The organism is Collinsella sp. 1033st1_E11_1033SCRN_220408 (assembly GCF_039062465.1).
Classification (GTDB): Bacteria; Actinomycetota; Coriobacteriia; order Coriobacteriales; family Atopobiaceae; genus Parolsenella.
Genome location: NZ_JBCLNF010000006.1, coordinates 54,253 through 76,213 on the forward strand (window position 1 = coordinate 54,253; position 21,961 = coordinate 76,213).

The following is a 21,961-nucleotide window of genomic DNA, read 5'->3' on the forward strand; positions in this document are numbered from 1 at the left end:
CTCATAGCGTCCTAGCAGGCCGCACCCCTGGCGCTAGCTGGTGGGTGCGGCCTTTTCGTCAAACGCCTAAGGAGACACGCATGGTCCAGTCTCAGAACACGAAGGTCGACTACACGGAGAGGGCCTCGTCGCTTTCCGGGGTTGCCACCTATGGCGACGTTATGGTTGGCGACCGCGCGTTCGAGTTTTACAACGAGCGTAACAAGGAGGATTTCATCCAGATCCCGTGGGATGAGGTCGACTACGTGGCCGCGGAGGTCCTGCCCGGGAAGAAGATCGCCCGATTCGCGATCTTTACCAAGGAAAACGGGCATTTTGACTTCTCGACGCGCGATAACAAGGCGACGCTGCGCGCCATGAGGGAGCATCTTCCAGAGGAGCTCCTGCAGAGGAGCCCGTCGCTCCTCGACGTTCTCAAGGCAGGCGTGCGGAGTTTGTCGCGTTTGGGCCGCTAGCCCGCGAGGTGATATAATCCATCAGTCGTATGCGTAACGGCCCGAGAGGGCAGCAATAAGAAAGTGAGTCGCCAGATGCAGCAGATCAGCACCGCCGAGTTCAAGAACGGCATGGGTCTCAAGATCAAGGACAAGATCTATACCCTCGTCGAGTTCCAGCACGTCAAGCCCGGTAAGGGTGGCGCCTTCGTTCGTTACAAGATCAAGGACCTCCGCTCCGGCCGCGTCATCGGCGACCAGACCTGCAACGCTGGCTCTAAGTTCGACTCCGTCATGCTCTCCACCAAGGAGATGCAGTACCTCTACAACGACGGTGACAACTACTACTTCATGGACATGGAGACTTACGAGCAGATCCCCGTCCCCGCTGACTTTATCGGCGAGAACTCCAAGTGGCTCAAGGAGAACGACACCTGCCAGCTGATGTACGCTGACGACGATCTTCTCACCGTCCAGCCGCCGATGTTCATCGAGGTCGAGATCACCAAGACCGACCCGGGCTTCAAGGGCGACACCGTCCAGGGCGGCGGCAAGCCGGCCACCGTCGAGACCGGCGCCGTCATCCAGGTCCCGATGTACCTCAACGAGGGCGAAGTCATCAAGGTCGACACTCGCGAGGGCAAGTTCGTCGCGCGCGTCTAGCACAAACCCACGGCCACGCCATCCGGCGTGGCCTCACTTCCCTCATGGAAAGGGGCAGGCATGAGCAATGAGCTGAGAATCGCCGGCATGGGCGTGTCGAAGAACGTCATCTCCCAGATTGTGGGCACTGCCGCGGAGAAGGTCGAGGGTGTCGCTGCCATCTATGGCCAGGACATCGCGCGCGGCCTCATCGCCATGCTCACGTCCAAGCCCCAGCCCACCACTAACGCCGTCGAGTGCTCGGTCGCCGATGACGACTCCCTCGTCATCACCGTGCGCCTCGCCGTGTTCTTCGGCTACCCGTTCACCAAGCTGGCCGCCGAGGTCCGTTCTGCCGTCGCCACCGCCGTTGACGCGCAGATTGGCGTCCGCGTCTCGAGCATCGACGTCTGCATCGACGAACTCATCTTCCCCAAGGAGTAGGTCCCTTGTCTTCTAGCTCTCGTATCGTCGGGCGCACGCTCGCCCGCTGCCAGGCCCTTCAGCTGCTCTTCCAGGCCGAGGCCTGTGGCCGCAGCGTCGCCGATGTCCTCGCTGGTGACTACGTGCTCTCTGAGGGTCCCCTCGTCGAGTACGCAGAACAGCTCGCTCGCGGCACCGATGAGCACCGCGCCGAGCTCGATCATGTCCTTTCCGGTGCCGCCCGCAACTGGAGCATCAGCCGTATGTCTGCGACGGACCGCAACCTTCTGCGTGTCGCCCTGTACGAGATCCTCTTCGAGGATGACGTCGACAAGGCCGTCAGCATCGACGAGTGCGTCGAGCTTGCGAAGGCCTTTGGCAGCTCGGACGAGTCCTCGCGCTTCGTGAACGGCGTTCTCGGCCGCGTCGCCGCGGATATCGACAACGGTGTTGACGTGATCGAGGTCGCTCGCAAGAACTACGAGGATTCCGCCGCCGAGCTCGCCTCCGCCGCCTATGGCGACGAGGATGACCGCGAATATGCCTCGGAGGAAGACTTCGCGCCTGAGCGCGAGAACTTCTACGGTGGCGACTACGAGGCCTCTGACGTGCCCGAGTGGGCCCGAGAGGGCGAGTAACCATGGCTTCCAAGCCGGACACCTCGAGTTACGAGCGCTTCTCGGACGTGACTGATCGTCTCGACGAGATCGTTGCCGCGGTGCGCGACAAGGGCACCTCGCTCGAGCGCTCGCTTGACCTGTTCGACGAGGCCATCGCTCTTGGCACGAGGGCCGTCGACCTAGTCGACAAGGTCGCCTTCTCGCCCGAGGAGCGCGAGCGCCTGGTCGACAAAAGTTGACAAAGGGACAGTCCCTTTTTCAGGTCTGGCAAGTGGTCTTGCCGCACAATTTGCGAAGTAACCAAGCGAGCCGCGATTGCGGCTCGTTTGCTATCTAGAAGGGGAGCGCCGCCTCCATAGGGGGCGTCGCGTCCCATAGAGGGATAGAGCTGTGCTGCTCGCTCGCATCCCGTGCCCGTTGCGCCTCTCCCGCGTTCGTCGCTTCTATCCAAACCATTTGTCTGGTTTATGTTGCGCGTCTCCGTTCACGCTTGAAAACCGTACGTTCGCCAATCGGCACAATTCCTGCCTTGATTCGAACAAGAAGTATGGTTTCATATGGAATAACAAACTAATTGTTTGGTTTGCAAACAATTAGTCGGTCACTTGGCGGGTGAGGTTCCCGCCGTGCTAGTCGGTCGCGACGGAAAGGACGCAAACGTGAGCGAGAGGATCGAATGGGCCGTTAACGAGATGCCCAAGAGCGATGACGCGCACCTCGGCATCATGTCCCTGGAGAACGTCAAGAAGGCCCGCGCCTTCCACGAGAGCTTCCCCCAGTATTCTGTGACGCCGCTTGCTTGCCTCGATCAACAGGCCAAGCGCCTCGGCATCGCCGGCCTTGCCGTGAAGGACGAGTCGTATCGCTTCGGCCTCAACGCCTTCAAGGTCCTCGGCGGCTCCTTCGCGATGGCCAACTACATTGCCGACGAGACCAACAAGGACGTCGCGGATTGCACCTACGATTACCTCACCTCCGACGAGCTCGCCCGCGACTTCGGCCAGGCCACCTTCTTCACCGCCACTGACGGCAACCATGGCCGCGGCGTTGCCTGGGCTGCCAACAAGCTCGGCCAGAAGGCCGTCGTCCACATGCCCAAGGGTTCCACGAAGCCCCGCTTCGACAACATCGCCGCCGAGGGCGCCAAGGTCACCATCGAGGAGGTCAACTACGACGAGTGCGTCCGCATGGCTGCCGCCGAGGCTGACGCCTGCGACCGTGGCGTGATCGTCCAGGACACCGCCTGGGAGGGCTACGAGAAGATCCCGTCCTGGATCATGGAGGGCTACGGCACCATGGCCTCCGAGGCTGCCGAGCAGCTCGCAGAGGCTGGCGTCGAGCGCCCGACCCACGTCTTCGTCCAGGCTGGCGTCGGCTCGCTCGCCGGTGCCGTCGTGGGCTACTTCACCAACCTCTTCCCGGACAACCCGCCCATCTTCGTCGTCGCCGAGTGCGCCCCGGCCGCGTGCCTCTACAAGGGTGCCAAGGCTGGCGACGGCGAGCCCCGCATCGTCGGTGGTGACATGCCGTCCATCATGGCCGGCCTCTGCTGCGGCGAGCCCAACATCCTCGGCTGGGACATCCTGCGCAACCACGTCCGCGCCTTCGTCTCCTGCCCTGACTGGGTGACCGCCCGCGGCATGCGCGTCCTCGGTGCCCCCGAGAAGGGCGACCCGCGCGTCATCTCCGGCGAGTCCGGCGCCGTCACGAGCGGCCTCGTCATGACGCTCATGCAGGACCCGGAGTACGCCGAGCTCAAGGAGGCCATCGGCCTCGACGAGAACAGCTCCGTCCTGTGCTTCTCCACCGAGGGCGACACTGATCCCGAGCAGTATCGTAGGATCGTCTGGGAGGGCGAGTATCCCACCTTCTAGGGCGCTCTGCTCGAACCGGCCTCGCCGCGAGAGCTTCTTTCGCGCAGGCCCGGTCTTGCCGCGAGGACTTCCTTACTAACTGCGGGAGCCCCAGGGGCGGCGCCAAGTGATTCCAGGTAAAAGGGCCATCCAACAGAAAGGTTGCAGACATGGCTAAGCAGCTCGATTACGACCTCATCAAGAAGACCGCTGAGGACTACGGCAAGGACATGACGGCGTTCCTTCGCGCCATGATCAGCCACCCGTCCGAGTCCTGCGAGGAGGGCGAGGTCGTCGCCTGCATCAAGGCCGAGATGGAGAAGCTCGGCTTCGACGAGGTCAAGGTCGACGGCCTTGGCAACGTCATGGGCTTCATGGGCGACGGCGACAAGATCATCGCCATCGACTCCCACATCGACACCGTTGGTATCGGCAACATCGAGAACTGGGACTTCGACCCGTACAAGGGCTTCGAGGATGACGAGCTGATCGGTGGCCGCGGCGGCTCCGACCAGGAGGGCGGCATGGCCTCCGCCACCTACGCTGCCAAGATGATGAAGGACCTCGACCTCATCCCCGAGGGCTACAAGGTCATGGTCGTCGGCACCGTCCAGGAAGAGGACTGCGACGGTATGTGCTGGCAGTACATCTACAACGTTGACGGCATCAAGCCCGAGTTCGTCATCTCCACCGAGCCCACCGACGGCGGCATCTACCGTGGTCACCGCGGCCGCATGGAGATCCGCGTCGACGTTCACGGCACCTCCTGCCACGGCTCCGCTCCCGACCGCGGCGACAACGCCATCTACAAGATGGCCGACATCATCGCCGACGTCCGCAAGCTCAACAACAACGGCTGCGACGAGTCGACCGACGTCAAGGGCCTCGTGAAGATGCTCGACCCGAAGTATAACCCGGATCACTACGAGGACGCCCGCTTCCTCGGTCGCGGCACCTGCACCGTCTCCCAGATCTTCTACACCTCTCCGTCCCGCTGCGCCGTCGCTGACTCCTGCGCCATCTCCATCGACCGCCGCATGACCGCCGGCGAGACCTACAAGTCCTGCCTGGAGGAGGTTGAGAATCTCCCGGCCGTCAAGAAGTACGGCGAGGGCGTCAAGGTCTCCATGTACATGTATGACCGTCCGTCCTGGACCGGCGAGGTCTACGAGACCGAGGCCTACTTCCCGACGTGGATCAACAAGGAGACCGCTCCGCACGTCAAGGCCCTCGTCGACGCCCACAAGGCCCTCTTCGGCGATGAGCGCATCGGCTGCGAGAAGTCCATGGACAAGCGCGCCGGTCGCCCGCTGTGCGACAAGTGGACCTTCTCCACGAACTGCGTCTCCATCCAGGGCCGCTACGGCATCCCCTGCGTCGGCTTTGGCCCCGGCGCCGAGTCCCAGGCCCACGCTCCCAACGAGGTCACCTACAAGCAGGACCTCCCGACCTGCGCCGCCCTCTACGTCGCCGCTCTGAACCTCTACGAGCCCAGCGCCGAGATGGACAACGCCACCACCTACCGCGCCGAGCTCACCGACAACGACATCAAGTAGCTCGACTCCGGCGGAAACCTGAAAAAGGGACAGTCCCTTTTTCAGGTCCCCCGTCACACGACAGTTGACAAAGGGACAGTCCCTTTGTCAACTTCCCCGTCATACGCACGCAATTCGATCCGAGAGGACATAACATGAGCGAGATCAGCCAGTACACCGATATGCTTTCCGGCCTCGACTTCAAGGGCATGTACCAGAGCGACTTCCTGCACACCTGGGACAAGACCACCGACGAGCTCCGCGCCCTCTACACGGTCGCCGCTGCCCTCCGCAACCTCCGCGAGCGCAACATCTCGTCCAAGATCTTCGACTCCGGCCTCGCCGTCTCCCTCTTCCGCGACAACTCCACGCGCACCCGCTTCTCCTTCTCCAAGGCCACGAACCTCCTTGGCCTTGAGCTCCAGGACCTCGACGAGAAGAAGTCCCAGATCGCCCACGGCGAGACCGTCCGCGAGACCGCCACGATGATCTCCTTCATGGCTGACGTCATCGGCATCCGCGACGACATGTACATCGGCAAGGGCGACGCCTACATGCAGGAGGTCTCCGACTCCGTCGCGCAGGCCTACGAGGATGACGTCCTCGACCACCGTCCGACGCTCATCTCCCTCCAGTCCGACTCCGACCACCCGACGCAGTCCTCCGCCGACATGCTCTACCTCATCGAGGAGTTCGGCGGCCTTGAGAACCTCCGTGGCAAGAAGGTTGCCGTGACCTGGGCCTACTCGCCCTCCTACGGCAAGCCGCTGTCCTGCCCGCAGTCCCTCATCAGCCTGCTCCCGCGCTTCGGCATGGACGTCACCCTGGCTCACCCCGAGGGCTACGACCTCATGGGCGACCGCGTCGAGGCCGCCAAGAAGTACGCCTCCGAGAACGGCTGCACCTTCAACCAGGTCAACACCATGGAGGAGGCCTTCGAGGGCGCCGATATCGTGATCCCGAAGTCCTGGGCTCCCTACGCCGCCATGGAGCGCCGCACCAACCTCTACGCCGAGGGTGACGACGCCGGTATCGCTGCGCTCGAGAAGGAACTCCTCGCCCAGAACGCCACGCACAAGGATTGGTGCTCCACGACTGACCTCATGGCTAAGACCGCCAACGGCCAGGACACCATCTTCATGCACCCGCTGCCCGCCGACATCTCCGGCGTCTCCTGCGAGCACGGCGAGGTCATGGCTGACGTCTTCGACATGCACCGCGTTGGCATGTACAAGGAGGCCTCCTACAAGCCCTACGCGATCGCCGCGATGATCTTCCTGCAGAAGGTCGCCAACCCGATCGAGACCCTCCAGGCTCTCGAGGCTGCCGCCACTCCCCGCTGGTACCAGGCCTAATGCCCCCGTCGCCTGCGTCCACGTTCTGAGCGCGGACGCAGGACCGAGGCCTGCTACCTAGACAGAGCCGGCAGGGCCGGCCCATCCGCCGCCAATACCCCTGGCAGGCGAAGGTCCGGGGTCGCGCGTTTCGTTTCGGGCGAACGCACGACCCTAGGGACAGCTTTATCAATTTTCTGGGCTGCGCGCAGTCGTGCGCCCATATCTTGCAGGGCCGAGGCGCCCTCAAGGATCGGAGTCGATATGTCCAAGCGAATCGTCGTCGCCCTTGGCGGCAACGCTCTCGGCAACAATCTTCCTGAGCAGGCCGTCGCCGTCCGTGTGACCAGCCAGGCGATCGTGGATCTCATCGAGCAGGGCAACGAGGTCGTCGTCGTCCATGGCAACGGTCCTCAGGTCGGTATGATCGCCAACGCCATGACCGAGCTTACGCGCTCTAATCCGGAGAAGTACATTCCGTGCCCGCTTTCCGTCTGCGGTGCCATGAGCCAGGGCTATATCGGCTATGACCTGCAGAACGCCCTGCGCGAGGAGATGGAGCGCCGCGGCATTGCCAAGGGCGTCGCCACCGTCCTCACCCAGGTCGAGGTCGACCCGGAGGATCCCGCGTTCTCCAACCCGACCAAGCCCATCGGCTCCTTCATGACGAAGGAGGAGGCCGAGGTTCTTCACCGCGACCGCGACTATGACTTCATGGAGGACTCCGGCAGGGGTTACCGCCGAGTCGTCGCTTCTCCGAAGCCCCAACGCATCGTCGAGCTCGACACGATCTCCTCACTCGTCCAGGCGAACCATATCGTCATCGCCTGCGGTGGCGGCGGCATCCCGGTGCTTCCCACCGGTGACCACCACCTCAAGGGAGCCGCGGCCGTCATCGACAAGGACTTCGCCGCCGAGCTTCTCGCCGAGTCCCTCGATGCGGACTACCTCGTGATCCTCACAGCGGTCGAGAAGGTGGCCGTGCGCTTCGGCAAGCCCGACGAGCGCTGGCTCGACGAGCTCACGCCCGCCGAGGCCCACGAGCTTGCCGAGGCAGGCGAGTTTGGCAAGGGTTCGATGGAGCCCAAGGTCCTCGCGTGCGCGAAGTTCGCCGAGAGCAAGCCTGGCCGCTCCGCCCTCATCACCCTGCTCGAGAAGGCCAAGGATGGTCTTGCCGGCAGCACCGGAACCACCATCCGCGCCTAAGAGCGAATGCCGCGTGCGTGGCCTCGGGGGAGGTCACGCACGTTTGCTTTTGCGGGGGGTGCGAGCGCGGGCCGTGGTTGTCCGTTTGCGAAAACAACGCATGAACGCTGGATAATTGTCAGCTTCGTTTGGGATAATGGGTGGCATGAGACCAAGCGTAAGAACATACCTAGTTAATGACGAGGGCGAGCGCGTCTTCGGTCCCGGTCCCGCGGAGCTGCTGCGTCGTATCCGCGAGTGCGGGAGCCTCCGCGCTGCCTCGATATCCATGGGCATGGCCTACACCAAGGCCCTGGCCCTCGTCCGTACGGCGGAGAAGGGCCTGGGCTCCCCGCTGACCACCCGCGTTGTGGGTGGCGCCGGTGGTGGCGGGTCTACGCCCACGCCGGAGGCGGATGCCCTCCTCGCTGCGTACGAACGCTGGACCGCTTCGGTGAACTCCGCCGCTGGCGCGCAGTTTGACGCGGCGTTTCCGCATGGGGCGGTGGCCGTTTCGTCTGCGGGCGCGGATTCTGTTTCGGGCGATGATCGTGTCGTCGGTGCCGCCGTGCTCGCCGCCGGCCACTCGGTGCGCTATGGCAAGAACAAGCTCGTAGAGCCCCTTCTTGGCGAGCCCGTGGTTGCCCGCGCCATCGATTGTGTGCCCGCCGGCATGCCCATCGTTGTGGTCTCCGCCACTCCTGAGGTCGATGCCATCGCGGACGCCCGCGGCATAGAGCGTGTTCGTCCGGATGGCTTTGACGAGGGAGTCGCCGCTACGCTCGGGCAATCCGCTTCCGTTCGCGCCGCGGCCGCCTTTGCCCGTGACGCTGGGTGGGACGCATGCCTGTTCCTACCGGGAGACCAGCCCCTCATCGAGCACGGGAGCGTCACTCGCATGCTTGGGGTCTCCGCGCTGCGGCCGGATGTCCTCGTGCGCCTTTCCTGGCGCGGCCGCCCCGCTTCCCCGGCGTTGTTCCCCAGCAACTTCTATGAAGCACTTTCGCATGTCGAGGGCGATGTTGGCGGGAGCTCGGTCGTGGGGGATGGTGACGTCTGCGTGAGCGTCGAAGCGTCGCTCCCGTGGGAGCTTTGGGATATCGACACGCCCGATGACCTCAGGCGTGCCCGTGAGATTCTGGAAAGTGGACTTGGACGTGGAGGGAGTTGCCAATGATCATCATCAAGGGCGGAACCCTGGTTTGCCCCGACGGGCTGCGCGTGGGTGATGTGGCTCTGGAGGGTGACAAGATCGTCCGCATTGCGGCCTCCATCGAGGCTGGCGATGGCGATGAGGTCGCTGACGCTACGGGCTGCTGGGTCTTCCCGGGCTTCATCGACGCCCACACGCACATGCAGTGCTGGACGGGTATCGACTGGACGGCGGATAGCTTCGAGACGGGCACCCGCGCCGCTGCCTGCGGTGGCACCACCACCATCGTCGACTACGCCACGGCCGATCGCGGTGTGACCATGCCCGATGCCCTGGCGGAGTGGCATAAGCGCGCGGATGGCACCTGTACGTCAAACTATGCTTTCCATATGGCGATCGCGGAGTGGAACGAGCGCAATCGCGAGGACCTTGCCGCGATGCGCGCGGGTGGCGTCAGCTCCTTCAAGACCTACTTCGCCTATGATCACCTGCGCCTTGATGACGCGGAGACCCTTGAGGTGCTCGAGGCCCTGAAGCCGTTTGGCGGCACGCTCTGCGTCCACTGCGAGAACGGCACCCTCGTCGACGCCCTCCAGAAGCGCGTGTACGAGGCTGGCATTCACGGGCCGGAAGGCCATCCCCCGAGCCGTCCCGCCGAGTGCGAGGCCGAGGCGGTGAGCCGCCTACTCTACCTCGCCCACCTCGCCGGTGACGCGCGCGTGAACGTGGTGCACCTCTCCACGAAGCTTGGCCTCGAGGCCATTCGCGCCGCCAAGGCGCGCGGCCAGAAGAACATCTTCGTTGAGACCTGCCCTCAGTACCTGCTGCTTGATGACACGTGCTTCACGCGTAGGGGAGAGGAGGGCCTCGAAGGCCTCGAGTTCGTCATGAGCCCGCCTCCGCGCAAGCCGTCTGACCGCGCGGCTCTCCGCCAGGCCCTCCTCGACGGCGAGATTGACACCATCGCCACGGATCACTGCAGCTTCAACCTCCATGGGCAGAAGGATCGTGGCGTGGATGACTTCCGCGCCGTTCCCAACGGCGGCGCGGGCGTCGAGCACAGGCCAGCGCTTATCGCGACGACGTTCGAAGATCAGCTTGGCCCCACGGAGCTCTGCCGCCTCATGAGCGAGAACCCTGCCCGCGTCTTTGGCATGTGGCCTCGCAAGGGTTGTCTGGCGGAGGGTTCGGACGCGGATGTCTGCGTCTGGGATCCGTCCGTCGAGTGGACCATCTCGGCGAAGACCCAGCACCAGAACGTCGACCACACCCCGTACGAGGGCTTCGTCTGCCACGGCAGGGCGCGTCTCACCTACGTGAACGGCGTGCTCGCGGCGCGTGACGGCGAGCCGACGGGGGCGACGCCGGGCACATACGTCCCGCGCTAGCCGCGAGTCGGCGACGGGCGCGTGCGCCTCGCGTTGGCCGTGAGCCGGCTGCGGGCGCGGGCATCCCGCGCTGGCGACGAGCGCGGTGGCGGGTACATGCGTCTCGCGCTGGCAACGTGCCGGTTGCGGGCGCGGTGCCAACCTGAGCACTAAAAGCTGGTCCTTTCGCCGCTCGAGTCATTGACAAGGGGCCTTCTTTATCGTTAAGCTTCTAAACAACGATAGGCAATATCGTCAAACAAAAGGAGAATCACATGTCCATCGAAGCCGTCGTCACTGACAAGGCCCCCGCCGCTGTGGGTCCGTATTCCGCCGCCACCAAGTCCGGCAACTGCATCCACGTTTCCGGCCAGCTCCCCGTTGACCCCGCCACCGGCGAGTTCGCCGGCGACGACATCCAGGCCCAGACCCGTCAGAGCCTGACCAACGTCAAGAACGTCCTCGAGGCTGCCGGTGCCACCATGGCCGACGTCGCCGAGACCGTCGTTCTCCTCGACTCCATCGCCGATTTCGGCGCCATGAACGAGGTCTACGCCGAGTTCTTCGCCGCTCCGTATCCGGCTCGCGCCGCCTTCGAGGTTGCCGCCCTCCCCAAGGGTGCCAAGGTCGAGATCAAGGCTGTTGCCTACCTGTAATGGGTTGTTGTCCAGCTGAATGGGCCGCTGCCCTCTAGTGTCGTTATCTCTTGTCAGCGATGACACTCAGCCGGCGTTCGGATTCACCTCCGAGCGCCGGCTTTTTGTTTTTCGGGTCCGCTACTCCTCAAAACCTGAAAAAGGGCCAGTCCCTTTTTCGGGTTTTAAGTGTGATGATCGACGGTGATGCACGGTTAAGTTTCATCGAGACATGCAATTTTTAGAGTTATGAACGAGAATTAGGCTCCATAACTCGAAGAAACGCATGTCTCGGCGTCGGTGCGGCGGAGCTGCCGGGCGTCGCGTTGCGTGCCCCTGCCGTGTGCCTCCGCCGCGTGCTGCGTGCAGCCGACGCGCGTCGCGTGCCGCGTGCTGCGCCGTGGCCACGAGCGCTAATGCTACTGCTAGCGTCGCATGCCGTTCGCCGGAGGCGTGACAGGCGTTGCGTTGCGTCCGCGGGTGCTTTTATACCGTTCGCGAGAGCTCTACGCATTTTCGGTTTCTCGTCCGTAGCGGCTGGTTGCTGGGGTAGACTATTCCCTGTTGACCATCTGGTCGCAAGTTATGTTCAGCGCGCAAGCGCAGTGTTGCCCTCGGAGGGGCAAACGAAAGAAAGGCACGTCATGGCTCAGGGTACTGTTAAGTGGTTCAATCCGGACAAGGGCTACGGCTTCATCTCTCGCGAGGACGGCGACGACCTGTTCGTCCACTACTCCGAGATTCAGATGGACGGCTTCAAGACCCTCGACGAGGGCCAGGCTGTCGAGTTTGACATCACCACTGGTCAGAATGGCAAGCTCCAGGCCTCCAACGTCCGTAAGAGCGCTTAATTAACGTCTTACATACGCTTGGGTGAGGGGACGTCCGAAAGGACGCCCCCTCTTTTTTGTGCGGGCTGGTAGTGCGTCCCGGCCGCTGACGGCGGAAGGCGCGCAGGTGTAACCCCGCTACTGCACGTGCTCGGCGAAGCGGTGGTACTGCACACGGGCGAGCTTGAGGTAGGCGTCTCGGGCACGAGCGGCTGGATCGCCGTTGGGGTCGGCGCCGGCGAGCGTCTTGAGGCCGCCTGTTGCATGGTGACGGTCCTCGACATCCGTGTACGAGAGCGCGCTGATTGTCGGCATCGACAGGCGCGCGCCCAGCTGCGCCTCCTGATAGCCCGAGAGGGGAGCTCCGACGGCGTCGAGGGCGAGCGCCCCCAGCGTGCTCGAGGAGGCCTCCTCGACGCGCATGCTTCCAGCGCCCGCCACGTCATAGTTCGCCCAGACGAGGTAGTTGGTGAGGTACATGCGCGTTCCGTGGGTCTGGTCGGCCTCGTCCGGGAACATGGCGTCGTTGACGGCGGCGGAAACGCTTGCCTGATGGTCTCCGAAAAAGACGAGGAGCACCGGTCGGTCGAGCTTGCGAAGCTCGCCGATAAACCATTCGAGGTCACGATCCGAGGCGTCGATGCACGCGAGGTATTCGTTGAGTTCCGCCGCCTGTGACTCGTTCAGGTAGTCAGGCTCGTAGCCGCGCAGCAGGCCCGGATCGATGTTGCCCTGGTCGTAGCTGCTGTGATTCTGCATTGTCACGTCGAAGATGAACTGCGGTTTGCTCGAGCCGCGCAAGCGCTCGAGGACCTCCTCGTACGTGGCTGCGTCGGTGACGCCGCTGTGGAACTGCGGCGCATCCTCGAACCTGTCGATGGTGAGGAACTCGTCAAACCCAAAGCCGGCGTAGATGCCCTCGCGGTTCCAGTTGGTGCCAAGGTTTGGGTGAATCGCGCACGTGTCATAGCCTAGGCTCGACAGCTGAGAGGCGAGGTTGTCCGTCGTCGAGAGGTCGTAGAGCGTATACGGATACGCGCCTTTTCCGAGGTATCCCAGGGTGTTGCCGGTGAGGAACTCGAACTCCGTGTTGCAGGTCCCACCTGCGTAGGTGGAAACGGCGAGCTGCCCGCGCACGAGCGCGTCGTCGATCGAGTTGAAGTACGCGGGCCCCTCGTAGCCCACGCCAAGCCCGTCGTAGAGCGACATGTCGCTGAAGCTCTCGTTCATCACGCACACGATGCTCGGGCGCGTCTCCGCGAACTGGGCCTGCGCAGCGGCGCGAGCGTCTGGCTCGGCACTCGCTGCGTGGTCGTCCGCCAGCTCCTGTTCGTCTGCGACGGCCTGCGCGGAGGAGTAACCGGCGGGGCGAGGAATCTCGAGGTCCTGCGCCGCGGCGACGAAGCTCGTGATGGCTCCGTAGCGCTCGTAGCTGCGAGCGGTGTCCCATCCGTCGACGTGTACGCCGAGCGCGACGCCAAAGTCCACAAGCGTGATAAGCACGACGAATGAGCCCACGCATGCTGCCGCGACGCCGAGGTTGCCGGCGACGGCGAGCTTGCGCCGGCGGCGCGCGCGGCCCTTCTCGGAATCCGCCTCCTTGCATCGGCGGCACGCGCGGCCCTTCTCGGAAGCCGCCTCGCGTCCGTGCATGAGCGAGCAGAGGCACCAGCCAACTGCGGCGATGGCGATGCCGAGAATAACCGTGCCGTCGACCTTGTAGACGTAGCCGCCCGCGACGGACATCGCCGTGGCCATACCGAGGACGTCCGACGGCAGAATCGCGGTGCCCTTGTGGACGCGCACGAAGTACTGGGCGAGGCCCATCGCGCAGAAGACGCCGATACCGATGCCGGCACCGATGCCCCTGCGTTGGAAGACGAGATAAAGGGCGAGGAGTGCGAGTAGGGCAAACCCGGCTTCGAGCGCGAGGAACTTCGGCTCGACGGCGAGGTTGCCACGGCACCAGCTGACCTCGAGCGCGAACGCTGCGGCGACGCTGGCAGCGACGAGAAGCCCGGCGTCTGCCAGGTAGGATCCGCGAATCCTGCCGCGGGAGAGCGTGACCAGCGCGCACACACCAACGACTGCGGCGGCGGCAACGGAGCAGCCGACGACCGTCGCGGCGTCTCCCTCGACCAGGCCGAGTGCGAGCCAGATGACGAGCGCGAGAGCCAGCACGGGATACGGCAGCGCCCAGGCGAGGGTGGCGCGAGACGGACGCTCGCGCATCGAACGATCCTTGTCCGCGCTGCTGCTCATTGTGCCTAAGACACCCGCTTCGCAAACTCGAGATACTGAACGTTCTGGAGGAGACGGCAAGACTCAGCGGCGGAGGCCCAGGACTCGTTATCCGGCGTTGGCGCATCGTCTCCGCTGCCGCCATCTCCGCCGTCGCCGCTGGAAGCCTTCTGGCTAGGCGTGGCGTCCGCGACGGAGTGCCAGCCGCCCTCGTTGTCCTTGTAGGCAAACATGTTAATCATCGGCATGTGCATGCGGGCGCCAAGTTGCGCCTTCTGGAAGTTCGTGAGGGGAGCACCGATGGCGTCGAGCGCGAGCGTGCCCAGCGTCGACGAGGAGGCGTCCTCCCAGCGCATGTCGCCAGCGCCAGCCACCTCGTAGTTCGTCCAGACGAAGTAGTTCGTGCGATAGGCGCGGGCGCCGTGGGCGGTGCCAACGTCCTCGGTGAAGAGCGCATCGTTCACGTATCCGGAGACGCCCGGCTGGTGGTCGCCAAAGAACACGAGCATGACGGGGCGGTCGAGGTTGCGGAGCTCTTCCATGAACCACTGGAGGTCGCGGTCCGAGGCGTTGATGCAGGCGAGGTATTCGTTGAGTTGACTCGTGAGCGCGGCGTCATCCTCCGCGAACGGGAAGGTGTAGCCCGGAAGAAGCGACTCGTCGATGTTGTTCTGGTCGTAACCGCTGTGGTTCTGGATGGTGACGTCGAGGATGAACTGCGGGGCCTCGTTGCTGCGGAGGCGGTCGAGCACGCTCTCGTAGGTCGCGGCGTCCGTGACGCCGGAGTGGAATCCGGGTGCGCCCGCGAAGTCCTCCGCGGAGAGGAAACGGTCGAACCCGAAGGCCCTGTAGACGATGTTGCGCTTCCAGTTCGTGGGGGCGCAGGGGTGGATTGCCGTCGTGTCATATCCCATGTCGGCGAACTGGGTGGCGAGGTTGTCGACGTCGCTGAGGTCATAGAGCGTGTATGGGTACTTGGCGTTGCCGATGTAGCCCAGGGTGGCTCCGGTCATGAACTCGAACTCGGAGTTGCAGGTGCCTCCGCCGTAGGCGGAAACCTCGAGCTCGCCACGCACGAGCGCGTCGTCGATCGAGTTGAAGTAGGTGGGGCCCGTATAGCCGATCCCGAGGCCGTCGAGCATCGAGAGGTCTGAGAAGGTCTCGTTCATGACGCAGACGACGCTGGGTTTCGTGTCCGCGAACTGCGCCTGGGTGTAGGGATACGAGTCGCTCTTGGCGTTCTGGTACAGCGAGGCGAGGGTCTGCTCGTCCTCGAGGGCGACCTCGTCAGAATAGCCTGCGGGCATGTCGATCGCCATGTGCTGCACCATGCTGAGGAAGTGGGGAACCAGGCCGTCCGCGTGGTAGCTCGTGATGGGGCTCCATACGTCGGTGTTGATTCCGTAGCCCTTGGTGAGGTCGATGTCCGAGAACGCGTTCTGGAGCGTGACCAGGCACAGGATGCCGAGGGCGATGTTTGCGATGGGGCGAATGATGCGCACGCGGCTCGGCGCCGGCGTAGCGGGGCGGATGAGGCAACAGGCGATGAGGCCGACGCCGAGGGCGCTCGCGGCGGTGAGCATGGGATCCGTCACAGTATAGGTGTATCCGGCGGAGACCTCTGCGGCGGTGCTCAGGGCGAGAAGGTCCGTCGGGAGGAGGGCGGCGCCCCTGAACTCGGCGACGAACGCCTGCCCGATGCCGAGGGCGAAGAGGGCGACGAGCCATATCGCGGGCATCACGCCGCGGCGCTGGCCGAGGAAGTAGGCGATGAGCATGACCGAGCCGATGAAGGTGACGTCAATGAGGATGTGCTCGACCGATACGCTGGGGGCACCCTCGTTCCAGGGCGTCTCGATGGCGATGACGGCGCAGATGGTACAGATGGCGAGGGCCACGATGGCGCGAAGCAGCTCGATGACGAGGCCAGCCAAGTGCGTGCGGGCATCCTTCGAGCGGCCGAGGCCGTCGAGCGCGTTGAGGATCGGCTCGCGAAAGAGCGCGACCAAGATGCCGGCGCAGATGACCTTTACGACCTGGTCGAGCGCCTCAGTGCTGCAGATGAGCAGGTTTTGACGTGCGAGGAAGATGAAGAGGGCGGCAAGGGCGACGAACGGGACGAGCCACAGGATGGTGCTCACGTGACAGATTGCCGCGGCGAGCCAAGCGGTCGCACGCGTGACGGGGGCGGGGACGAACCCGAACAGGTGGGCGAGGGCATCGTCGAAGCGCTCGAGTTGAGCCGCAGCAGCCTTGCGGGTGGTCATGGCCCTTTCCCTCGCAGCTAGTGCCTTCTCGCGGATGCTCATCAAATGGTCATGGTTGTTGCTCATGCGTCCCCATGGCTCGTCTGGCTAACTACAGTCATAACTTCCCTACTTTACCGATTCTTGACATGGCCGGCAATGCGCTTGGGTTGGAAAGGTGCAGGAAAAACGGGAAAAGTGTTGGGACGGCTGTGCGATTGGGTTCGTTGGCACACGCCGGTCCCGGCGTCCTAGCGTTCGCTTACGGTGCCGACGCCGTAGCCCTCGCTGCGTACCACGTGGCGAAGATCATCTGGGTTGGCCGCCTGCTTGGTCCGCACGTGGGCAACGCCCTCCGCGAGGGAGACCTTGGCCATGGTGTCGGGCCGCGAGTTGAACGCGTTCGCAATGCGCTTCGCGCAGTTCTCGCAGCTCATACCTTTGACCACGACGTCATAGGCGAAAGGGTAGTGGGAGGCGTCCTTGTCCCTGGGGCCACGCGAGCGCACGACGTCCGTGCCTCCGCAGCAGTCCCCTTTACCGCCTCGCGCGATGTAGTTGCGAATAACGAGCAGCGCCGCCACGAAAACGACGGTGACGATCGCGACGTTGATGATGTTTGCGCTCATGGCTCCTCCAAGGCAGGCTCGGTCGAGCTCTTAATGTTCGAGTTGGCTAACTTGCACGTCATTGTACGTCATCTCGCCGGGCCAGGGAGGGATTCGGCTTTTCACCGCCGCCGGCAATGTGCGGTGCCGTCAGAGCGCGGTGCCGCCTGCGCGCGTGAACCGCCAACGCACACTCACCATGCGCAACCTGCGGCCTCGGACGCACACGGGCGATCACTCGTCGCCGCTTGTCGCCACATACCGACCATCACGCCGATTCGTCGCCCGCAAATTGCATACCCCCCGTTTCAGCTATCTTTCAGCCTGTTAGGCTGGTAGCAGGCGGCCATCCGAGGCCGCACAACAAGAATGGGAGAATCGCAATGAAGCTACGTCCGCTCGCCCGCAAGGCTCTTACGCTCCTCGCCACTGCGGCCCTCGCCACCGTCTCCGTCGCAGGTCTTTCCGCCTGCGGAGAGTCTCAGGAAGATGCCATCAAGAGCATGATCAAGGAGCAGTTTGGCCAGCTCGAACAGGTCACTGACGCCAATATTGAGGAGGTCTTCGGTGACGATGAGATTGCCGAGCTCCAGAAGTACGGCATCGACGCGACCGAGCTCTACAACGCCTGCGTTAAGCGCTTCGACTATGAGATTGAGGACATCTCCGTCTCCGACGATACCGCCACGGTGACGCTGTCCGTCACGAACCTCGACTTCGCCACCGTCGCCGCGAGCTGGACGGATGACATGACCGCCTATCTAACGTCCGACGAGGCGGTCAATGACTACACGAACCTCGGCGAGGACGGCATGGTCGCCAAGGTCATGGGCCAGTTCGTCGAGAGGCTCGCGGCTGACGACGCTCCCACCAAGACCGCCAGCGTCACGCTCGACCTCGAGAAGAACGGCAAGACCTGGGAGTTCGCGGACGAGGACCAGGTGGTCAGCGCGATCTTCGCCGGCGCCGATCCCTCGACGCTCATGGAGTAGGCTCCCGCAGCCACCGCATTTTGGGCGCGTCGCTTTCGGGCGGCGCGCCTTTTACATGGCGGCGGCATCCCTCTTCGCGAGCCGCGGCTCGCACGCGCCTGGCGGCTACTCGTGCGTATAGGTAACGAATTCGAAGGGAATCCCCTCTGGCGTGACGAGGGGGTTCCCTTCGTCGTCTTGCGACGCGGAAGACGCGACGTGCCAGGTGGGGTCCTCGTCTAAGTTGGGGAAGAACGTGTCCGCCGGGCGCACGCAGTGGTTCTTCGTGATCTCCGCGCGCGTGCAGAGGGGGAGGAGCTCGCGGTAGATCATGCCGCCGCCGATGAGCCAGACCTCGGGATTGTCCGTGACCATGGCGAGGGCCTCGTCGATGCTATGGGCGACATCGACGCCTTCGCGCGCAAATTCGGGGTCGCGCGTGATGACGACGTTGCGGCGGCCCTTGAGCGGTTGTCCTCCCGGGAAGCTCTCGAGGGTCTTGCGGCCCATGAGGACGGTGTGACCCTTCGTGTGGCGCACGAAGTGGCGCATGTCTGCGCGGTTGTCCACGAGCATGCCGCCGCCGATGCCGATGCCCCAGTCATCGCAGACGGCGACGATCACGTTGAGGTTGGGCAGGGGAGCGGGAGCGCCTGCGTGCATGGTGCCGACGGCCTCATCCGGGTTGCCTGCGACGGCGTCCTCGGCAAGGCCCGCCACCTGCATGTTCTTCTCGGTATCCATGGGCTACACCGCGATGGGGATGTTCTTGACCTGCGGGCCGTGCTCGTATCCCTCGACGATGAGGTCCGCCGTCGTGAAGTCATAGAAGTTCGTGACCTCGGGGTTGAGCGAGACGCGCGGCGCGGGATACTGCGGCCTCGAGATGAGCTCGCGGATGATGTCGACGTGGCGGTCGTAGATGTGGGCGTCCGCGATGACATGGACGAGCTCGCCGGGAATCATGCCCACGGACTGCGCGACCATCATGAGGAGGATCGCGTACTGGCAGACGTTCCAGTTGTTGGCGGCGAGGATGTCCTGACTGCGCTGGTTGAGCAGCATATTGAGGGTGAGGCGGTCGTCGCCGGGCGTTTGGGTGACGTTGTAGGTCACGCTGTAGGCGCACGGATAGAGGTGCATCTCGGAGAGGTCCGCGAAGACGTAGGTGTTCGTCATGATGCGGCGCGAGAAGGGCGTGTGCTCGAGGTCGTAGAGCACGCGGTCCATCTGGTCGAAGTCGCCCTCGGGGTAGTGGCTCTTCTGGCCAATCTGGTAGCCGTAGGCCTTACCGATGGAACCCGTCTCGTCTGCCCACTCGTCCCAGATATGGGAGTTGAGGTCGTTGATGTTGTTGGATTTGCGCTGGTAGATCCAGAGGACCTCGTCCATGGCGCTCTTGAGGGCGGTGCGGCGGAGGGTGAGGGCGGGGAACTCGCGGCGCAGGTCATAGCGGTTTACCACGCCAAACTGCTTGATGGTATAGGCGGGGGTGCCGTCCTCCCAGCGCGGGCGGACCTTCTGGCCCTCGGTGGTGGTGCCGTTCTCGATGATGTCTTCGCACATGGCGCAGAAGAGCTTATCTGCCTGGCTCATGGTTTCTCCTGATGGTTGAGTGCGGGACGTGCGGCGGGGTGTGGCGAGCGGGCGTTCCCGTGCGTTCCGCGCGTGGCGGGGTGTGGCGAGCGGGCGTTCCCGTGCGTTCCGTGTGCGGCGCGCGGCCTGGGTGCTCCGCTACTTGTACGAGGCCGAATCGGTGAGGGCCGTCGTGAGGCGAATGGCGATGTCGACGATGTTAGACGCTTCCTCATCCAGCTCGGCGAGCTCGTCTGTGGTGTGGCCGTCGGGCGACCTGAGGATGTCGACCAGCTTGGCGATCGCGCTCCAGCGCTCGACGCAGTCCTCCTTGGCGTCCCCGAGGGCGTCGATGACCGAATCTGCCTTGACGCCGCTCACGCGGTTCGTGTCGGGCACCTCGATCGCCTGAATCGAGGCCTGGGCATCGGCGACCACCTGTGCGGCGGCGTCGAGCTCCTCGGTACGGGTGGCGGCGTCCGTGGCGCCCATCGCGGCGCGAAGGTGCATGGAGAGGAGGTTGGTGCTGTCGCCGTCCGCCTTGGCGAGAGCGGATACGAACTCGCTGACGGCCTGCTGCGAGCCGTCGTAATCACTCGCGTAGACGTAGGAGTTGACGGACTCGTCCGCGCAGCCGATGCGGGTCTCGAAGATGTTGTCAGCCGTGAGGTCGGCGCCGGTGCTGTGAGTGTCGTCGTCGAAGTAGTGGTCGAGGTCGTCGAAGTCCCACTCCTCGTCCGGGTACTTCTCCGCGACGATGTCTGCCACCTCGGAGAGGACCTCGCCAAACGTGTTCGCGAGGACGAGGGAGGCGGTGACGATGAGCGCCAGGCCGATGGCGAGGATGATGTAGACGCCGGGACCGGAGTGGTTGTCCGGGGAGGTCGTGGCACTCGCGCTCTCGATGACGGGGACCTGCGGAGTGGGCGCCGGCTGCGGCTGGGGCTGCGGTTGCGCGGCAGGCGCCGGCTGCGGCTGGGGCGTGGGCTGCGGTTGTGCGGCAGGCTGCGGCTGCGGCGTCGGCGCGGGCTGGCCGGGCACGCCGTTGCCACCCTGCGGGGTCTGGGGCTGGTAGCCTTCGCTCATGTCTGGTCCTCTTCGCGGCTGTTGGATGGTCGTCGTGCGCGTAGCCCTGCGCGCGGTGCGAGGCCTCGCGCGTTTGCCGTGCGGGCGCTCACCTGCGGGCAGTTACGTGCTTGCCTAGGCCATGTCCTCGAGACGGCCGTGGCGCTCGTAGCGGGTGATGCGGGCGGGCGCGTTGTTCTCGTCGACGAAGACGACGTGCGGTGCGTGCTCGGAGGCCTCCTCCGGGGTCATCTGGCAGTAGCACATGATGATGACCTTGTCGCCGACGTTCACGAGGTGGGCGGCGGCACCGTTCAGGCAGATGACGCCGCTGCCTGCCTCGCCGGCGATGGCGTAGGTCTCGAGGCGGCTGCCGTTGTCGACATCCGCGACCTGGACCTTCTCGTACTCGCGGATGCCGGAGGCGTCCAGGAGGTCCTGGTCGATGGTGATGGAACCGACGTAGTCGAGCTCGGCCTGGGTGACCGTGGCGCGGTGAATTTTGCCCTTGAGCATGTTGAGCTGCATTGTTCTCGCTCTCTTTAGCGCTTTGCGCGCGATGTCGCGCGTCTAACGGATATACGGTACACCTCAGGGGAGCGAAGCGCGAGATGCTGCGCCCGAAGCCCATCGGAATTGCGCGACGCGCGCGTGCCCGCGGCATTCGCGACATCCGTGACAGGTGCGATGCGCACGGTGCCCGCGGCGAAAAAAAGAGCCCCGTCGGCGTGTGAACTGCCTCCCATTTCTTGGACACAAGAAATGGGAGGCTTTTTATGGCTGGAAACGTTCTGTACGACGTCGGGGTGAGGCTGCGAGCGGCGGAGCTGCACGACGAGGGGCACGGACGCGCGTCGATCGCGACCCTTCTCGGGGTGCCGGAGGAAACCGTGAGAAAATGGCTGTGCACCTACAGATCCGCGGGCATCGAGGTTCTGGCCATGATGGGAAAGAGGCACACCGCCTATTCGTTCGAGACGAAGCTGGCCGCCGTCAGGGCGGTCGTTGACGAGGGCATGACAAAGCCCGAGGCCATGGCGAAGTTCGGGATAGCCTCGCCAAGCCCCCTCAGGAAGTGGCTGAAGGCGTACCGGGAGGGAGGCCCGGGGGCGCTCAGGCCAAAGCCCAGGGGGAGGCCGCGGGGGTCCGCCTCCCCGTCCGGGGAGGCGACGCGCGAGCAAGAGCTCGAGCGCAGGATCGAGAAGCTCGAGGCGGAGAACGCCTACCTAAAAAAATCGATCGCC

At 64.3% G+C, this 21,961-nt stretch carries 22 protein-coding genes; 15 read left to right on the forward strand and 7 right to left on the reverse strand.

Translation table 11 applies throughout. The annotated features are described in order from the left end of the window. Positions 1–80: 80 nt before the first annotated feature. From ABCN07_RS06070 to ABCN07_RS06130, 13 genes are all read left to right on the forward strand, one after another. Positions 81–455 (forward strand): DUF956 family protein, encoded by a 375-nt coding sequence (locus ABCN07_RS06070; RefSeq protein WP_343005845.1) that lies wholly within the window; start codon positions 81–83, stop codon positions 453–455. 75 nt (positions 456–530) lie between these two features. Next, the gene (gene efp / locus ABCN07_RS06075; RefSeq protein ID WP_293816019.1) at positions 531–1,097 is read left to right on the forward strand and encodes an elongation factor P; all 567 of its coding nucleotides are present in this window, start codon (positions 531–533) and stop codon (positions 1,095–1,097) included. 60 nt (positions 1,098–1,157) lie between these two features. Further along, entirely contained in the window at positions 1,158–1,520 is a 363-nt protein-coding gene (locus ABCN07_RS06080) for an Asp23/Gls24 family envelope stress response protein (protein ID WP_343005846.1), read from the forward strand. 5 nt (positions 1,521–1,525) lie between these two features. Beyond that, positions 1,526–2,137: a transcription antitermination factor NusB gene (gene nusB / locus ABCN07_RS06085; protein ID WP_343005847.1), complete on the forward strand. Its 612-nt coding sequence runs from the start codon at positions 1,526–1,528 to the stop codon at positions 2,135–2,137. Positions 2,138–2,139: 2 nt separating this feature from the next. Continuing rightward, the gene (locus ABCN07_RS06090; protein WP_343005848.1) at positions 2,140–2,358 is read left to right on the forward strand and encodes an exodeoxyribonuclease VII small subunit; all 219 of its coding nucleotides are present in this window, start codon (positions 2,140–2,142) and stop codon (positions 2,356–2,358) included. A gap of 420 nt (positions 2,359–2,778) precedes the next feature. Then, positions 2,779–3,993 carry a diaminopropionate ammonia-lyase gene (gene dpaL, locus ABCN07_RS06095; protein ID WP_293815521.1) on the forward strand — a complete coding sequence of 405 codons (1,215 nt, stop codon included), beginning with the start codon at positions 2,779–2,781 and terminating at the stop codon, positions 3,991–3,993. A gap of 149 nt (positions 3,994–4,142) precedes the next feature. Continuing rightward, positions 4,143–5,528 (forward strand): YgeY family selenium metabolism-linked hydrolase, encoded by a 1,386-nt coding sequence (locus tag ABCN07_RS06100; RefSeq protein WP_343005849.1) that lies wholly within the window; start codon positions 4,143–4,145, stop codon positions 5,526–5,528. 134 nt (positions 5,529–5,662) lie between these two features. Then, positions 5,663–6,862: a knotted carbamoyltransferase YgeW gene (gene ygeW / locus ABCN07_RS06105; RefSeq protein WP_343005850.1), complete on the forward strand. Its 1,200-nt coding sequence runs from the start codon at positions 5,663–5,665 to the stop codon at positions 6,860–6,862. Positions 6,863–7,105: 243 nt separating this feature from the next. After that, the gene (gene arcC / locus ABCN07_RS06110; RefSeq protein WP_343005851.1) at positions 7,106–8,047 is read left to right on the forward strand and encodes a carbamate kinase; all 942 of its coding nucleotides are present in this window, start codon (positions 7,106–7,108) and stop codon (positions 8,045–8,047) included. A gap of 145 nt (positions 8,048–8,192) precedes the next feature. After that, positions 8,193–9,203, forward strand: a complete 1,011-nt coding sequence (locus ABCN07_RS06115; RefSeq protein WP_343005852.1) for an NTP transferase domain-containing protein — start codon at positions 8,193–8,195, stop codon at positions 9,201–9,203. After that, positions 9,200–10,567 carry a dihydropyrimidinase gene (gene hydA / locus ABCN07_RS06120; protein WP_343005853.1) on the forward strand — a complete coding sequence of 456 codons (1,368 nt, stop codon included), beginning with the start codon at positions 9,200–9,202 and terminating at the stop codon, positions 10,565–10,567. The genes ABCN07_RS06115 and hydA overlap by 4 nt, the downstream gene beginning before the upstream one ends. A gap of 254 nt (positions 10,568–10,821) precedes the next feature. Then, positions 10,822–11,202 carry a Rid family detoxifying hydrolase gene (locus tag ABCN07_RS06125; protein WP_293815535.1) on the forward strand — a complete coding sequence of 127 codons (381 nt, stop codon included), beginning with the start codon at positions 10,822–10,824 and terminating at the stop codon, positions 11,200–11,202. 623 nt (positions 11,203–11,825) lie between these two features. Next, positions 11,826–12,032, forward strand: a complete 207-nt coding sequence (locus tag ABCN07_RS06130; RefSeq protein WP_293815537.1) for a cold-shock protein — start codon at positions 11,826–11,828, stop codon at positions 12,030–12,032. Between the two features lie 117 nt (positions 12,033–12,149). On the opposite strand, the gene ABCN07_RS06135 is transcribed toward ABCN07_RS06130, so the two are convergent. The 3 genes from ABCN07_RS06135 to ABCN07_RS06145 all read right to left on the reverse strand — a co-directional run bounded on the left by ABCN07_RS06135 (position 12,150) and on the right by ABCN07_RS06145 (position 17,127). After that, positions 12,150–14,243, reverse strand: a complete 2,094-nt coding sequence (locus tag ABCN07_RS06135) for an LTA synthase family protein (RefSeq protein WP_343005854.1) — start codon at positions 14,241–14,243, stop codon at positions 12,150–12,152. Positions 14,244–14,278: 35 nt separating this feature from the next. Continuing rightward, entirely contained in the window at positions 14,279–16,519 is a 2,241-nt protein-coding gene (locus ABCN07_RS06140; RefSeq protein ID WP_343005855.1) for an LTA synthase family protein, read from the reverse strand. Positions 16,520–16,749: 230 nt separating this feature from the next. Then, complete coding sequence (locus tag ABCN07_RS06145) at positions 16,750–17,127, reverse strand: heavy metal-associated domain-containing protein (RefSeq protein WP_343005856.1); 378 nt, start codon at positions 17,125–17,127, stop codon at positions 16,750–16,752. A gap of 362 nt (positions 17,128–17,489) precedes the next feature. Between ABCN07_RS06145 and ABCN07_RS06150 the strand changes: the two genes are divergently transcribed. After that, positions 17,490–18,098: a hypothetical protein gene (locus ABCN07_RS06150; protein ID WP_343005857.1), complete on the forward strand. Its 609-nt coding sequence runs from the start codon at positions 17,490–17,492 to the stop codon at positions 18,096–18,098. A 105-nt stretch (positions 18,099–18,203) separates the two neighbouring features. Here the strand turns inward: ABCN07_RS06150 and ABCN07_RS06155 are convergent, their stop codons facing one another. From ABCN07_RS06155 to panD, 4 genes are all read right to left on the reverse strand, one after another. Beyond that, complete coding sequence (locus ABCN07_RS06155; RefSeq protein WP_343005860.1) at positions 18,204–18,740, reverse strand: dihydrofolate reductase; 537 nt, start codon at positions 18,738–18,740, stop codon at positions 18,204–18,206. Between the two features lie 84 nt (positions 18,741–18,824). Continuing rightward, positions 18,825–19,673: a thymidylate synthase gene (gene thyA / locus ABCN07_RS06160; RefSeq protein WP_293844093.1), complete on the reverse strand. Its 849-nt coding sequence runs from the start codon at positions 19,671–19,673 to the stop codon at positions 18,825–18,827. Between the two features lie 138 nt (positions 19,674–19,811). Then, positions 19,812–20,738 (reverse strand): hypothetical protein, encoded by a 927-nt coding sequence (locus tag ABCN07_RS06165; protein ID WP_343005858.1) that lies wholly within the window; start codon positions 20,736–20,738, stop codon positions 19,812–19,814. Positions 20,739–20,852: 114 nt separating this feature from the next. After that, a complete protein-coding gene (panD, locus tag ABCN07_RS06170; protein WP_293815554.1) occupies positions 20,853–21,245 on the reverse strand; it encodes an aspartate 1-decarboxylase in 393 nt (130 codons plus the stop codon). Between the two features lie 248 nt (positions 21,246–21,493). Here panD and ABCN07_RS06175 point away from each other — a divergent pair. Beyond that, on the forward strand, positions 21,494–21,961 hold a 468-nt coding region (locus tag ABCN07_RS06175; protein ID WP_343005859.1), incomplete at its 3' end, for a helix-turn-helix domain-containing protein.